The organism is Stenotrophomonas cyclobalanopsidis (genome assembly GCF_008710035.1).
In the GTDB taxonomy this organism is placed as follows: domain Bacteria; phylum Pseudomonadota; class Gammaproteobacteria; order Xanthomonadales; family Xanthomonadaceae; genus Stenotrophomonas; species Stenotrophomonas cyclobalanopsidis.
In genome coordinates this window covers 28,171-42,960 of record NZ_VYKI01000029.1, presented here as the reverse complement: position 1 = coordinate 42,960, position 14,790 = coordinate 28,171, and the positions used below count along the sequence as shown (strand labels likewise).

Here is a 14,790-nt window from a genome sequence, read left to right as displayed (position 1 = left end):
TGTGCGGGATGGGGATCGCTCGGCTCGTCTGTCGGCGCTATCCGCAGATCCATGCTTGTCGGTCCCTCCACCCTGGCTCCTACATACCTCGTAGGAGCCGGGAGGAACATACAAGCCATGCTCGGCTCATTTCATTTCACCGCGCTGACCACCGTCGGCAGCTGCCAATGCCCACCCGCCACGCCGCGGCACTGGCCGGTGGTGAACTCGCTGCTCTTCACGAATCGCGCGCCATCCCAGGTCCAGTCGTGGCCGGAGAAGCAGTCGCCGATCCCGCGCCCACGGAAGCGCCCGCGCAGCGTGGCGTCATCGCGATCGAAGTCCTCCGCATCGGAGGTCACGAACTTCGCCTGGTACGGCGCCTTGTCCTGCACCACCCAGTAGCCGCTGCTGAAGTTGTAGGCCCCCATGAAGCAGCGGGTGCTGGCCAGCACGTGGCCGGCATCCAGTCGCTGGATCTCGATCTCATCCTTTTCGCCCTCGGTCAGGCGTGTGCACTCGTCGGCGTTCGGCAGGCTGGCGATCATCGCCTTGCGCAACGCCGGCACCTTGGCCAGCGCCGCATCCGTACCGCGCGGCGCCACCAGTTTGCCGCGTACGATCACCGGCACCGGCAGTGCCGCCGGCACGCTCGCTTCGGCCTTGTCGCCGCGTCGCACCAGCGCGCCGGGCGTGCCCAGCCGGCCCTGCGCCTCGTCCATCTTCAGCAGCACGGCCGTAGCGCCGCTGTCCGAGATCGGCCACGCCTTGCCCTTGCCATCGACAATCTCGATACGTGCCTTGCGGGGCAGGGCGGCGAGCAGGGCATCGGTCTGCGCCTGCTTCAACAGCACCTTTTCCGCCTCGCCGGTGTCCTGCACCGGGCCCAGGTCCTTGCCATTCAGGCGCAGGCGCAGCACGCCGATTGGTATCGGGCTCTCACCATCCTCGCCGTTGCGCAGGCGCGCAATTACCTGGGCATTGGGGCCACCGGCACGTTCCAGCATCAGGCTCAGCAGGTTGGCGGGTTCTTCCGGGCTGTAACCCGCGGCACGGCAGGTGCGGGTGTTGTCGCAGGCCAGCGACCAGTCGTTGTGCTGGAATTCGACACCGGCCTTCGGCTCGGGCGTAGCGCCGTGGGCGGCCGGGGCGAGGGCGAGGGCCAGGAAAAAACTGTGGCGCATGGGCAGACATCCGTCTCGGGGCCGGCAAGCATGGAAGATGTGGCGGCGAAATCCAAATGTCTGACCCCGTCTCCGGCCCCGCGCTATCATGGTCACGTCTTCCGCAACCCGGCGATGCCGATGTCCCTTGCCGCCGATGCTGCGCTGCCCGTGTCCGATACCCCGATGATCCTGCGCCGCGAGCCGGTGCAGCCTGGTACGTGGCCCGACGACACGCTGCCGCTGCTGGCCCGCCTGTACGCCAGCCGCGGCGCGACCACGCCGGACCTTGCGCTGCCACGGCTGGGCAACCTGCACGCGCCCGAGCTGCTGACCGGCATCGATGCGGCCGTCGCGCTGCTGGTTGAGGCCATCGCCAACGACAAGCGCATCCTGGTGGTGGGCGATTTCGACTGCGATGGCGCGACCGCCTGTGCGGTCGGCGTGCGCGGCCTGCGCATGCTCGGCGCGCAGCACGTGTTCCATGCCGTGCCCAACCGCATGGTGCACGGCTACGGCCTGTCGCCCTCGCTGGTGGAGGAGCTGGCCGAACTGCAGCCGGACCTGCTGGTCACCGTCGATCACGGCATTGCCTGCCATGCCGGCGTCAACGCCGCCAAGGCGCGCGGGTGGCAGGTGCTGGTCACCGACCACCATCTGCCGGGACCGCAGCTGCCGCCGGCCGATGTCATCGTCGACCCGAATCTGGAAGGCGACGGTTTCCCCAGCAAGTCGCTGGCCGGTGTCGGCGTCATCTTCTACGTGCTGATGGCCCTGCGCCGACAGATGCGCGAGGCTGGTGTGTTTGCCGATGGCAAGGGCCCTGACCTGACCACGCTGCTGGATCTGGTGGCAGTCGGTACCGTCGCCGATCTGGTGGTGCTGGATGCAAACAACCGCGCCCTGGTCAGCGCTGGCCTGCGTCGGCTGCGTGCCGGCCATGCCTGCGTTGGCCTGAAGGCGCTGATCGAAGCCAGCGGTCGCGATGCCGCACGGCTGACCGCCACCGACATCGGTTTCGCGCTCGGCCCGCGCCTCAATGCGGCCGGCCGTCTGGAGGACATGGCCTTGGGCATCGCCCTGCTGCTGACCGAAGACCCGCGGCAGGCGCGCGACATCGCCCAGACCCTGGAGCAGATCAACGCCGAACGCCGCGCCGTGCAGCAGTCGATGACCGACGACGCCGAGCAGGCACTGTCGCGCGTGGTGCTGCAGTCCGAGGGCGACCGCCCGGTGGCGGCCTGCCTGTTCGATGCCGACTGGCATCCCGGCGTGGTCGGCCTGGTCGCATCAAAGATGAAGGACCGCCTGCACCGCCCGGTGATCGCCTTCGCACCCGCCGAGCCCGGCGCCGACACCCTGCGCGGATCGGCCCGTTCCATTCCGGGTCTGCATATCCGTGATGCGCTGGCGCTGGTCGATGCGCGCCATCCCGGCCTGGTCGAACGCTTCGGCGGTCACGCGATGGCCGCCGGCCTGAGCATGCGCCTGGAACATCTGCCCGCGTTCGAGGCCGCCTTCGTCGCCATCGTGCAGGAAGTGCTGGATCCGGCCGCGCTGCAGCAGCACGTGCTCAGCGATGGCGAACTGGCCGCGCACGAACTCGACCACCGCCATGCCGACGCCCTGCGCCTCGCCGGCCCCTGGGGGCAGGGCTTCCCGGAACCGCTGTTCGATGGTCATTTCGAAGTGGCCAACTGGCGCGTGCTGAAGGAGCGCCACCTGAAGCTGGAACTGCGCCTGCCCGGCCTGCCGGGCACGGTCAACGCCATCCACTTCGGCGGCTGGCACGGCAATGCACCCAGCCGCCACGTACACCTGGCCTACCGCCTGGCCTGCGATGATTACCGCGGCGGCACCGCGATCCAGCTGATCGTCGAGCACTGCCTGCCGGCCTGACGGAGCTCCGTGCTTCGCGCTCGCCGGGCATGGCCCGGCGCTACCAGAGGCCCCGCATGCTGCGGTAGCGCCGGGCCATGCCCGGCGGAATGCATCCACGTTCGATCCGTAACCCGAGCGTGCTGCGGTAGCGCCGGGCCATGCCCGGCGGAATGCATCCACGTTCGACCCGTAACCCGAGCGTGCTGCGGTAGCGCCGGGCCATGCCCGGCGGAATGCATCCACGTTCGACCCGTAACCCGAGCACGCTGCGGTGGCGCCGGGCCATGCCCGGCGGAATGCATCCACGTTCGATCCGTAACCCGAGCGTGCTGCGGTAGCGCCGGGCCATGCCCGGCGGAATGCATCCACGTTCGATCCGTAACCCCACCTGCCGTGCTTGTGCGTTGAACCGTCCACGATCTTATTGGAGCCGTGCCATGGTTTTTGCCCGCTGTGCCCCCCTGATCCTGCTGGTGCTGGCGGCCTGGCCCGTTGACGCGCAGTCGCCACGTCACGTACGGCCGCAGGCCAGCACGCCGCTGCTGATCGCGCCGGCCGCCGAACAGCCGATCCAGCTGCGCGAGGTGCGCATCGAAGGCGAGGTCCAGGCCGGCATCGCGCAGACCCGCATCACCCTGGAATTCCACAATCCCAACAACCGCGTGCTGGAAGGCGAGCTGCAGTTCCCGTTGGGGGATGGCCAGCAGATCAGCGGCTTCGCGCTGGACATCAATGGCGAGCTGCGCGAGGCGGTGCCGGTGCCGAAGGATCGCGGCCGCCAGGTCTTCGAGGAGATCGCGCGCCACGGCGTCGACCCGGGCCTGCTGGAACAGACGGCGGGCAACCAGTTCCGCCTGCGCGTGTATCCGCTGCCGGCCGGCGGCAGCCGCCGCGTGCAGCTGGTGGTGCGTGAGCCGCTGGCCTACGCCGATAACGGCTGGCAATGGTCGCTGCCGCTGCAGTTCGCTGCAGGCGCGGCCTCGGTGAAGCTGGATCTGCAGACAGCAGGCGCTGCGACTACCGCCAAGGCGCCATTCGCCCTGCAGGGCGGTCAGCTGCACTGGCAGGGGCGTGGCGCACAACTGCCGGCACAGCTGCAGTGGACCCTGCCTGCGGTGCGCCAGTCGCAGGTGCAGGTGGCGAAGTGGCAGGACGGTCACTACCTGCTGGCCCAGCTACCGGTGCCCGCCGACCGCACGCCGCGTACGCCGCCGGCCGAAGTGGGCCTGCTCTGGGATGGCTCCGGTTCGGCTGGACAGCGCGACCGCACCCGCGAGTTCGCGCTGCTGGACCGCTACTTCGCGGCGATGGGCGAGGGCAATGTCGTGCTGACCGTGCTGCGCGACCGCCCTGAGGCCGAGCGAAAGTTCCGTATCCGCAAGGGCGACTGGAGCGCGCTGCGCCAGGCGCTGCAGCAGGTGCGTCCGGATGGCGCCAGCGCGCTGGCCAACTGGCAGCCGCAGCCCGGCATAAAGGAGTACCTGCTGGTCAGTGATGGCCTGCTGACCTACGGCCCGGAAGCATTGCCGACGCTTGCCGCTGGCCAGCGCCTGTTCGCGGTCAGCAGTGCCGGTGCACGCACCGATGTCACCCGTCTGCGTGGCTGGAGCGAAGCCCACGGCGGCCGTTTCGTGGCGCTGGGCAATGACGTGCGGGCTGCCGCGCGGGAACTCCTGACGGGACCGCTGGACATCCAGATCGACGCCGGGCGTGGCGTGCAGGACGTGGTGATCGATCGCCGCAGCGAAGCGCAGGGATGGCTGTGGTTCCATGCGCGCCTGGCGGCCGAAGGCGTGCCGATGCGCGTGCGCGTCAATGGGGGTGAATGGCAGGCCCTACCGCCGACCACCCGCAGCGACGATGGCGACCTGCTGGCTGGCCTGTGGGCGCAGGCGCGCCTGCAGCAGCTGGCGGTGGACCGGCGCAGCAACCGTGAAGCGATGCAGCGCCTGTCGCAGCAGTTCGGGCTGGTTGGCCCGGATACCTCTCTGATCGTGCTGGAAACCCTGCAGGACTACCTGCGCTACGCGATCCGCCCGGCCGGTGCGCTGCGCGCCGACTATGACCGCGGCTATGCGCGCCAGGTCGCCGACCGTGCAGCCGAAGACCGCCGCAGGCTCGACAAGGTGGCCGCGCAGTGGAAGGAGCGCCAGCAGTGGTGGAACCGCAGCTGGCCGAAGCAGGCGCCGCCGTCTGCGGCAAAGGAGATTCTCCACGACCAATCGGCCGCCAGCGCCCCGATGGCCTTGCTCGCCGCGCCCGCACCGGCTGCACCTGCGCCGCCGGCCGCCACATCCCTGGATGCCATCGCGGTGACCGGGTCGGCGATCGAGGATGCGGCGGCGCCGGCGAACAACGGCCAGCTCGGCATCCAGCTGGCCGCCTGGCAGCCCGACTCGCCGGTGGCGCGCCGCCTGCGCCAGGGGCCTCCGGCCCAGCTGTACGACCGCTACCTGGCCGAACGCACCGCCCATGCCGACAGCAGCGCGTTCTTCCTGGACGTCGCCGATCTGCTGCTGCAGCAGGACCAGCGCGAGCTGGCGCTGCGCGTGCTGTCCAACCTGGCCGAGATGGATCTGGACAACCGCCACCTGCTGCGCGTGCTCGGCTACCGGTTGCTGCAGGCCGACGCGCCCGCGCTGGCCGTGCCGGTGTTCGAGCAGGTGCTGGCGATGGGCCAGGAAGAGCCACAGAGCTTCCGCGATCTCGGCCTCGCGCTGGCCGCGGCGGGCACGCCGCAGCAGGCGCTGGAGCCGCTGTACCAGGTGGTGGTGCGTCCGTGGGATGGCCGCTTCGATGGCATCGCGCTGATCGCGCTGGATGAGCTGACCAACCTGGTGTCACGCAGCCGGCCGCAGCTCGATACCCGCGGCATCGACCCACGCCTGCTGCAGGCCATGCCGCTCGACCTGCGCGTGGTGCTGGCCTGGGATGCCGACAACAGCGACATGGACCTGTGGGTGACCGACCCCAACGGCGAGCGCGCGTACTACGGCAACCGGCTGACCTACCAGGGTGGGCAGATGTCGCAGGACTTCACCGGCGGCTATGGACCGGAGCAGTTCTCGCTGCGCGATGCCAAGCCCGGCAAGTACAAGGTGGAGGCCAACTACTTCGGCAGCCGCCAGCAGCTGGTGACCGGCGCGACCACCCTGATGCTGCGGCTGACCACCCATTGGGGCACGCCGCAGCAGAAGGATCAGATGGTCACCATGCGATTGAAGGATCGCGCGGAGACCGTGCTGGTGGGCGAGTTCGAAGTGCGGTAGCGCTGGGCCATGCCCAGCGAAGGAGAGCCCCGCCATGCGTGGCTGCGTGGAATCCTCCGCGTCCGCCGGGCATGGCCCGGCGCTACCTCAGCCGGTTCATCCACGCATGGCGTGGATCTACTGGGCGGCATTGCGCTGGCGCGGAATCCACCGCGCCAGCGCAATGCCACCGCCAAGGATCAACAACGTGCCGACGGTGTGCCACAGCAGCTCGGTGATCGGCGCATCCGGCAGAGGAATTCTGTAGGCCAGCCATTCGATGGCCGGCCGCGCCAGCAGATAGACCACCACCACGCCTAGCACTCTCAGTACCCGTTGCACCACGCCCTGCGGATCGACCGGCCAGCCGCGCCACTGCAGCCAGCCCACCAGGAGGGCCAGTGCCAGCAGGCGCGAGGCTTCACCCAACGGCACCAGGGGCGTCCACAACGAGGCCCACGACAACGCCACGCCCAGGCCCAGCAGCACCGGCAGCTTCCAGCGCCGTTTTCCACGCAGCCCAGGCATCAACTGCCACGCCAGCAGAGCGACGCCGAGACCTATCAACCAACCGGCCAGTACATCGGCCAGGAAATGCCGACCCAGATACATGCGCGAGATCGCCATCAGCAGGGGCCAGCCAAGCACCAGTGTCCAGCGCAGCCCGCTGCGGCGGATGCCGAACGCCAGCAGCAGGGCAACGCCCGCCGCCGTGGTGATGCCGACGTGGCCGCTGTTGAAGCCATAGTCGGCGTGCGGCTGCGCCCGCAGCATCGCGGTGGCCTGCGCATCGGGCAATGCCCAGAACGTGTGGCCGCCACCATCGACCACGAACGGGTGCGACGGCTCGCCCTTGTCCAGCACCGCTGCATCCACATCGGAGGGGCGGGGCAGGGCGGCGCTCTGCTTGATCGGATGGGTGGCGCAGGCCATCAGCAGCCAGGTAGAGCCGAGCCCATGCTCGGCTCACGACCGGAGCAGCCGAGCATGGGCTCGGCTCTACAGGACCGGGCCAAAGCAGCCGAGTGTGGACTCGGCTCTACACCGGTGCAACACGTGCCACGGGCAGCGATGACGCGTCGTTGCGCAGGCCGAACAGCGGGCGCAGCCAGCGCACGCGACGGATGAGCAGTTCGTGGATGAGCAGGCAGCCGCCAACGGTGCCGGCCACCAGCAGGGAAGGTTCCAGCCATGGGCCGAGTTGCAGTGGGCGCAGTGCATACAGCAGCGCGATCAGCACGGTCTGGTGCAGGATGTACCAGCTGAACACCGCCTCCCGGCAATAGCCCAGGCCTGGCCACGGGCGGGACAGCAGCACCCGGGCCCAGCCGAACAGCGCCAGCAGCATGCACCAGGTATAGAGCGCGCGGCCGACGCGTTCGGTCTGGGCCCACGGCAGTGCCAGTACCCAGGCGTCGAGATCGCCCACGTGCGGCAGCCGGGCCAGTGCGCGGATGCCCAGTTCCAGGCACAGCCCCAGCACGGCCAGCGCCAGGGTCAGTCGGCGCCCGCGCACCAGCAGCTCCCAGCCACGCTGCCAGCGTGCCGCCAGGAAGCCGCCCAGGAACAGCGGCAGCGACTCGGCATGCACATAGGCGTCGTTCACCAGTGCATGGGTCGGCGGCCAGCGCGGCAGCACGACCAGCACTGCCCAAGACAGCCAGGTCACCGGCAGTACCACCAGCATCCCGCCCAGCAGGCGGTCACTCAGCTGCCACGTGGGCAGCACCTTGCGCATCGGGCGCAGCAGGCTGGCCAGCACCACCGCCAGCACGGTGTAGGGCAGCAGGTAGGCCAGGTACCAGAGGTGGTTCCAGGTAAAGCCGAACTCGGCGCCGGTGAAATGTGCGCCAGGCCAAGGTTTGAACTGCCAGTAGCGCCACAGGAACTGGGCCAGCCCCGGTGCTACATCGCCCTTGTCCAGAGCTTCGTAGTAGGCCTGCAGGGACACCACCGCGACGATGCCGAACAGCAGTGGCAACAACAGGCGCCAGCAGCGGCGCAGCGTGCTGCGCACTCGTCCATGCTCGGGCAGTGACAGGCCCAGGGCGATGCCGCTGATGGCGAACAGCAGCGGCATCCGCCAGCGGTTCATCGCGATCATCGGCCATTGCAGCCATTCGGCGGTGTAAGCGCTCTTGAGGTGGAAATCCCAGCCGGCCACATAAGCCATGGCGGCGTGGTAGAGGATCAGCAGCGCAAAGGCGGCGATGCGAAGGGTGTCCAGATCGTGGCGACGGTGCATGGGCGGCGGGCATCGGAAAGAAGCTGCAGCCTCCGCCTGCCAGGCCCTGGACGCCAGCGGGAGGGGCGCAATGGTGGCCGCGTTGGGGCCAATGGTGGGGTGGCAGGGACCAATGGCGGATGCGCGCGGGGCCGGATGGGCAACAATGGCGGGATGGAAAATGAAGATACGGCGGCGTTGTCCGCCCCTGTTGCAGAGCGGCCCCATCGCCCTGTGCTGACCGCTGCGTTCTGGGCAGCGCTGTTCCTGGGCACTGCGGTCGCCAATGTGCTGGTCAAGTGGATGCGGGCGGTGCGGGACGGCGAGGCCTTCCTGGCGGGGCGACCTCGGTTGAGGAGTTCAGCAGTGCGCTGGCCAGCCTCGGCCTGCTGGCGCTGTTGCATGCGGCCGCACGGCGCTGGCCACTCCATGCCGACACCTGGCGCCGCCGGATCGGTGTCTATGTGCTGGGTGGCATTGCCTGGTGGCTGCTGCACGTCAGCGCCATGGTCCTGCTGCGCAAGCTGGCCTTTTCCTTGATTGGTCAGCACTACACCTATGGCGACTGGCCGGCGCAGTGGTTCTACGAGTTCTTCAAGGACGTGCAGACCTACAGCCTGCTGGTGATTGCCGTGCATGCGGTGGCCTGGTTTGGCCGCCAGCGCCAGGGTGAGGCGCACCTGCTGGCAACGCCCGACGACGGTCCTCCGGTTGAACCGGTCGAGCGCCCGCAGCACTTCCTGGTGCGCAAGCTGGGCAAGGAGTTCCTGGTCGCCACCGGCGATGTGGAGTACGCCCAGGCCGCCGGCAACTACGTGAACCTGCGGGTTCGCGGCCACGACTACCCGCTGCGCATCACCATGGCGGTGCTGGAGCAGCGGCTGGATCCGGCCGTGTTCCTGCGTCCGCACCGCAGCTGGCTGATCCACCGCGGCCAGCTGCGTTCGATCGAGCCGCTGGACGGCGGCGAGGCCCTGCTGCACATGGCTGACGGCGCGAAGGTGCCGTGCAGCCGGCGGCAGTTGCCGCTGCTGCGGCAGGCGCTGGGCGGATCCTGAGCGGGCGGGCCTGGAGGCCCGCCCGCCTGCGGATTACTTCCTGTCCTTCTTGATCATCGACTCGATACGCGCGGCGCGGGCATCCGACCCGGGATGCGAGGACATCAGGCCGCCCTTGCTGGACAGCTTGCGGAACATGCTGGCCAGGGCAGCCGGGTCGTAGCTGTGGCGCTTCATGAACTGATAGCCGTACTCGTCGGCAGCGCTCTCTTCCTTCTGCGAGAACTGGGCGTTGATGAAGCTCTCGCCCAGTTCACCGAGCTGGCCCTGGCTGAGCTGGGTCAGGTTGCCGTTGCCGGACGCGGCCAGTCCCTCGCGACCCGCCGAAGCGAGCAGGGCGGTGCGCATCTTGGACTTGCTGTGGCCGAGCTTCACATGGCCGATTTCATGGCCGATCACGCCTCGGATCTCGTCGTCGCTGGCCATGTCCATCAGGCCGGTGTAGACGCGCACGCAGCCGTTGGCCATGGCCCAGGCGTTGACGTCGGCGGTGTGGTAGACCTTGAAGTCCAGGTTCAGCCCGTCTTCGTTGGCCAGGCCCTGGGTGATCTTGGCCAGGCGCTGGGCATAGGGATCGTTGCCGGTCACCACCTGGTTTTCCTTGTCCATGTAGGCGCACGCCTGATCGGCCGCCTGGGAGACCTCGGCGTCGGACAGGGTCAGCGCCTTGCCTGCCTTCAGGCCGGTGCTGCTCAGGCTCTTCAGGTCGATGGCCGAGGCGTTGGCGGCGAGCAGGCAGGCGGCCAGGCACAGGGTGGAACGGAGGCTCGTCATTGAATTGGTGCTCCTTGGGGTTGGGATGGTCCGCGTGGCCCCTGTTCCCGCGGCGGTCGGGAAGTCTACCGGGATGATGTGGACGGATGTGAAGCGGTGCCACAGGACCCGTCCTGCCTCGCGCGGGGGAGGGAGCCTGCGGTATCATTGGCAGTCATCTATCTAGTGCATGACCGCCGACATGATCGAACTGAATCCTGTCCGCCAGCGCATCACCGATCTGACCGATCGTGTGGTGTCGCTCAGGGGGTATCTTTGACTACGACGCCAAGAAAGAGCGTCTCGAGGAAGTAACGCGGGAGCTGGAAAGCCCCGACGTCTGGAACAATGCCGAATACGCGCAGAACCTGGGCCGTGAACGCTCCAGCCTGGAGAAGACCGTGGGCGGCATCGCCGCGGTGCTCGACGGCCTGACCGATGCGACCGAACTGCTGGAACTGGCTGAATCCGAACAGGACGAAGATACCGCCCTGGCCGTGGTCGCCGATCTGGACAAGCACCAGGCGCACGTCGAGAAGCTGGAATTCCAGCGCATGTTTTCCGGCGAAATGGACAATGCCGCCGCGTTCGTCGACATCCAGGCCGGTGCCGGTGGTACCGAAGCCCAGGACTGGGCGGAAATCCTGCTGCGCATGTACCTGCGCTGGTGCGAATCGCGCGGTTGGAAGACCGAGCTGATGGAAGTTTCCGGCGGCGACGTGGCCGGCATCAAGTCGGCGACGCTGCGCGTGGAAGGCGATTACGCCTATGGCTGGCTGAAGACCGAGACCGGCGTGCACCGCCTGGTGCGCAAGTCGCCGTTCGACTCGGACAACCGCCGCCACACCAGCTTCACCTCGGTGTTCGTGTCGCCGGAAATCGATGACAACATCGATATCACCATCAACCCAGCCGACCTGCGTACCGACGTGTACCGTTCGTCCGGTGCCGGTGGCCAGCACGTGAACAAGACCGAATCGGCGGTGCGTATCACCCACATCCCGACCAACATCGTCGTGGCATGCCAGACCGGCCGCAGCCAGCACCAGAACCGCGACAACGCGATGAAGATGCTGGCCGCCAAGCTGTACGAGCTGGAGATCCAGAAGCGCAACGCCGAGAAGGACGCGGTGGAAGCCACCAAGTCCGACATCGGCTGGGGCAGCCAGATCCGCAACTACGTGCTCGACCAGAGCCGTATCAAGGACCTGCGCACCGGCATCGAGCGTTCAGACACGCAGAAGGTGCTCGACGGTGACCTGGACGAGTTCGTCGAGGCCAGCCTGAAGGCCGGCCTGGCCGTGGGTTCCAAGCGCATCGATGCCTGATCCAGGCGCCTGCGCGGATGTCATCGCCCTTGTGCGCAATGCCGAGGGTGGCTAACCACGCTTCCGGTAGAGCCGAGCCCATGCTCGGCTGCTGTTGGCGCAGTAGCAGATCCGTCGAGCATGGCTCGACGCTACAACACGTGCGGCGGTAGCGATGATGCGCAGCGAGAGTGAACGCAAGGAACTGGGCGGCTTCCTGAAAGCCTGCCGCGCCCGTGTCGACCCCGCCACGCTTGGCCTGCCGGCCGGGCGTCGGCGCACCCCGGGCCTCAAGCGCGAGGAAGTGGCGCTGGCCATCGGGGTCAGTGTCAGCTGGTACACCTGGATCGAGCAGGGCCGCGAAGTACGTGCCTCGCCCGAAGTGCTTGAGCGCCTGGCCAAGGTGCTGCGCCTGAGCGATGACGAGCGCGCGTATGCCTTCGCGTTGTCCGGTTACGGGGTGCCGCTGGAATCGCCGGACGAAAGCGTGACCGACGGCCTGCGCCAGCTGGTGGAGGCGATGCAGTCGATCCCGGCCTACGTACGCAACACGCGCTTCGACATCCTGGCCTGGAACGAGGCCATCGCCGACCTGTTCGTGGATTACAGCCAGTTCCCGTCGAACCAGCGGAACACGCTGTGGCTGATGTTCCTGTACGCGCCTTACCGCGAACGCATCCTCAACTGGGAAGAAATGAGCCGCGGTCTGCTGGCCGGGTTCCGTGCGGCGATGGCGCAGGCGCCGGACAAGGCGCCGTTCCTGGCGCTGGCCGAGGACATTTCGGCGCAGAGCGAGCAGTTCCGCCTGTGGTGGCCGGAGCATGACGTCCGTCGTTTCGACGAGGGGGCGAAGAAGCTGATGCATCCCACGCGCGGGTTGCTGGACCTGCAGTACGTGGCGCTGGTGCCGGAGAGCCGGCACGATCTTTCGCTGGTGACTTACCTGCCGCGGAAGTAGGTGGGGTGTTCGGCAGGGCTTGCAGCCCTGCACCTGGAAAAGCCGAAGCAACAGCAACAGCAACAGCGGGCATTCCGTGGGATGGCGGGGCACTGTGGGTTTGCGGGGACGCCGTAAATACGTCCTTGTAGGCTTGGTCGCCGCATCCATGCGGCTCACACCCCGCAAACCCACAGTGCCCCGCCTTCGACAGTTGACCGGCGGCCGTTGGTAGGTGCCGACCGTTGATCGGCACCTCTGTCGGATATCGAATGAGTCATCCACGCATGGCGTGGATCTACTGGCAGTAGCGGCTTTTGGTAGGTGTCGACCTTGGTCGACACGATTTTTACATCCGATATCAATTGAGTTCATCCGTGCCGACCAATGGTCGCCACCCACCAAAGCAGAACGCCGTTCCAACAGATCGCGGAGAACTGTCGAAGGCGGGGTGGGTCCGGTTGAGGGGGCGTGAGCCGCATGGGCCCGAGGCATGCCTCGGGCGGGTTGGGCAGGACGCCCAACCCAGGTCTTGCCGTGTGCGCAGGACAGCGCACACGAGCAAGCGGCGACCGAGCTTACATGGACGTACTTGCAGCGTCCCCCTCAACCGGACCCGCCCCGCCAACCCACGGAATGCACGCGTTTGACGTTGACGTTGCATTGAGCGGGTGCAGGGCGCAGCCCTGCCATAACCCCCTCCCTATACAGGTAAGTGCAGGTCACAGGATGAGCAGACGCCTTGTTGCTGCCATCGAACAGGTCCACATTCCTGTCCAGGACACGGGCCGCCGGCCCGTTGTCGAGACAACAGGAGACCTGCATGTCCGCTGCCCCCACCACCGCCATCTCCCGCGATCCGGCCACCGGCCAGCAGATCGCCAGCCACCCCTTCGCCACCGCCGCTGAACTGGAAGACCTCCTGCAGCGCGGCCAGGCCGGCTTCGCCGCCTGGAGCACGCAGCCGCTGGACGCGCGCGCTGCCGTGCTGCGCGCCATGGCCGCCGTCCTGCGCCGCGACCGCGAGCCGCTGGCCGCGATGGCCACCGCCGAGATGGGCAAGGTCCACGCCGAATCGCTGGCCGAGATCGAGAAGTGCGCGCTGCTGTGCGACTGGTACGCCGACAACGGTGCGCAGTTCCTGCGCGACGAGCCCACCCAGGTGCCCGACGACAAGGCCTACGTGTCCTACCTGCCGCTGGGCGTGGTGCTGGGCATCATGCCGTGGAATTTCCCGTACTGGCAGGTGATGCGCGCGGCCGTGCCGATCCTGATGGGCGGCAACGGCTTCCTGCTGAAGCCGGCAGAGAACATCGTCGGCACCGCGCAGCTGCTGGATGCCGCCTGGCGCGAAGCCGGCCTGCCGGACGGCACCTTCATCGCCGCCAACATCAGCCGCGAGGGCACCAGTGCCGCCATCGCCGATGACCGCATCGCCGCCGTCACCCTTACCGGCAGCGTCGCCGCCGGTCGCAGCATCGCCGCCCAGGCCGGGCAGGCGCTGAAGAAGGTGGTGCTGGAACTGGGCGGCTCCGACCCCTTCATCGTGCTCGCCGATGCTGATCTCGACGCCGCCGTCGATGCGGCCGTGGCCTCGCGCTTCCAGAACACCGGGCAGGTGTGCATCGCTGGCAAGCGGATCATCGTCGAAGAGGCTGTCTACGAGCGGTTCGTGGCGCAGTTCTGCCGGAAGGTGCAGGCGCTGACCATCGGTGATGGCCGCGAAGCCGGCAACCGCATCGGCCCGATGGCCCGCCAGGACCTGCTCGAGCAGCTCGATGCGCAGGTACGCGCCTCGGTCGATGCCGGCGCGCAGCTGCTGGTCGGTGGCCATCAGCTGGATCGCCCGGGAAGCTTCTACGCGCCCACCGTGTTGGCCGGGGTCGAGCCGGGCATGCAGGCCTTCGATACCGAGACCTTCGGGCCGGTGGCCTCGATCAGCCGCGCCCGCGACGCCGACCATGCGGTGGAGCTGGCCAACCAGAGCGAGTTCGGCCTCAGCGGCAATCTGTGGACCGGCAACCATGAACGGGCCATGCAGCTGGCGCGGCAGCTGCAGACCGGCGGCGTGTTCGTCAACGGTTTCTCGGCCTCCGACCCGCGCGTGCCGATCGGCGGCGTGAAGAAGAGCGGCTTCGGCCGCGAGCTCTCGCACTTCGGCATCCGTGAATTCGTCAACGCGCAGACGGTCTGGTTCGACAAGCGTTGACGCGCGGCTTCCACCCTTCCTGCAACGATCC

Annotated in this window: 9 protein-coding genes and 1 pseudogene; 6 read left to right on the top strand and 4 right to left on the bottom strand. The window is 68.0% G+C overall.

All coding sequences use genetic code 11. The features are described 5' to 3' along the window. Window positions 1-131: 131 nt before the first annotated feature. Window positions 132-1,163 carry a DUF1176 domain-containing protein gene (locus tag FJU31_RS16670; protein ID WP_150455729.1) on the bottom strand — a complete coding sequence of 344 codons (1,032 nt, stop codon included), beginning with the start codon at window positions 1,161-1,163 and terminating at the stop codon, window positions 132-134. Between the two features lie 120 nt (window positions 1,164-1,283). Between FJU31_RS16670 and recJ the strand changes: the two genes are divergently transcribed. Then, the gene (gene recJ / locus FJU31_RS16665) at window positions 1,284-3,041 is read left to right on the top strand and encodes a single-stranded-DNA-specific exonuclease RecJ (protein ID WP_150455728.1); all 1,758 of its coding nucleotides are present in this window, start codon (window positions 1,284-1,286) and stop codon (window positions 3,039-3,041) included. 419 nt (window positions 3,042-3,460) lie between these two features. Beyond that, the gene (locus tag FJU31_RS16660) at window positions 3,461-6,292 is read left to right on the top strand and encodes a VIT domain-containing protein (RefSeq protein WP_150455727.1); all 2,832 of its coding nucleotides are present in this window, start codon (window positions 3,461-3,463) and stop codon (window positions 6,290-6,292) included. Window positions 6,293-6,409: 117 nt separating this feature from the next. On the opposite strand, the gene FJU31_RS16655 is transcribed toward FJU31_RS16660, so the two are convergent. Both FJU31_RS16655 and FJU31_RS16650 read right to left on the bottom strand, forming a co-directional pair. After that, window positions 6,410-7,204 carry a phosphatase PAP2 family protein gene (locus FJU31_RS16655; protein WP_150455726.1) on the bottom strand — a complete coding sequence of 265 codons (795 nt, stop codon included), beginning with the start codon at window positions 7,202-7,204 and terminating at the stop codon, window positions 6,410-6,412. Between the two features lie 106 nt (window positions 7,205-7,310). Beyond that, a complete protein-coding gene (locus FJU31_RS16650; protein WP_150455725.1) occupies window positions 7,311-8,516 on the bottom strand; it encodes an acyltransferase family protein in 1,206 nt (401 codons plus the stop codon). Window positions 8,517-8,798: 282 nt separating this feature from the next. On the opposite strand from FJU31_RS16650, the pseudogene FJU31_RS16645 reads away from it, so the two are divergent. Continuing rightward, a pseudogene (locus tag FJU31_RS16645) lies at window positions 8,799-9,553 on the top strand (LytTR family DNA-binding domain-containing protein). 33 nt (window positions 9,554-9,586) lie between these two features. Here FJU31_RS16645 and FJU31_RS16640 read toward each other — a convergent pair. Beyond that, on the bottom strand, window positions 9,587-10,327 hold the full coding sequence (locus tag FJU31_RS16640; RefSeq protein WP_150455724.1) for a M48 family metallopeptidase: 741 nt from the start codon (window positions 10,325-10,327) through the stop codon (window positions 9,587-9,589). Window positions 10,328-10,508: 181 nt separating this feature from the next. Here FJU31_RS16640 and prfB point away from each other — a divergent pair. The 3 genes from prfB to FJU31_RS16625 all read left to right on the top strand — a co-directional run bounded on the left by prfB (window position 10,509) and on the right by FJU31_RS16625 (window position 14,759). Beyond that, window positions 10,509-11,634, top strand: a protein-coding gene (gene prfB / locus FJU31_RS16635) for a peptide chain release factor 2 (RefSeq protein ID WP_108768747.1) whose coding sequence is annotated in 2 segments (ribosomal slippage) — window positions 10,509-10,583 and window positions 10,585-11,634 — 1,125 coding nt in all. Because the reading frame shifts where the segments join, the coding sequence is not laid out codon by codon here. A 154-nt stretch (window positions 11,635-11,788) separates the two neighbouring features. Continuing rightward, window positions 11,789-12,571, top strand: a complete 783-nt coding sequence (locus FJU31_RS16630; protein ID WP_150455723.1) for a helix-turn-helix transcriptional regulator — start codon at window positions 11,789-11,791, stop codon at window positions 12,569-12,571. 802 nt (window positions 12,572-13,373) lie between these two features. Beyond that, on the top strand, window positions 13,374-14,759 hold the full coding sequence (locus FJU31_RS16625) for an NAD-dependent succinate-semialdehyde dehydrogenase (RefSeq protein ID WP_150455722.1): 1,386 nt from the start codon (window positions 13,374-13,376) through the stop codon (window positions 14,757-14,759). Window positions 14,760-14,790: the final 31 nt, after the last annotated feature.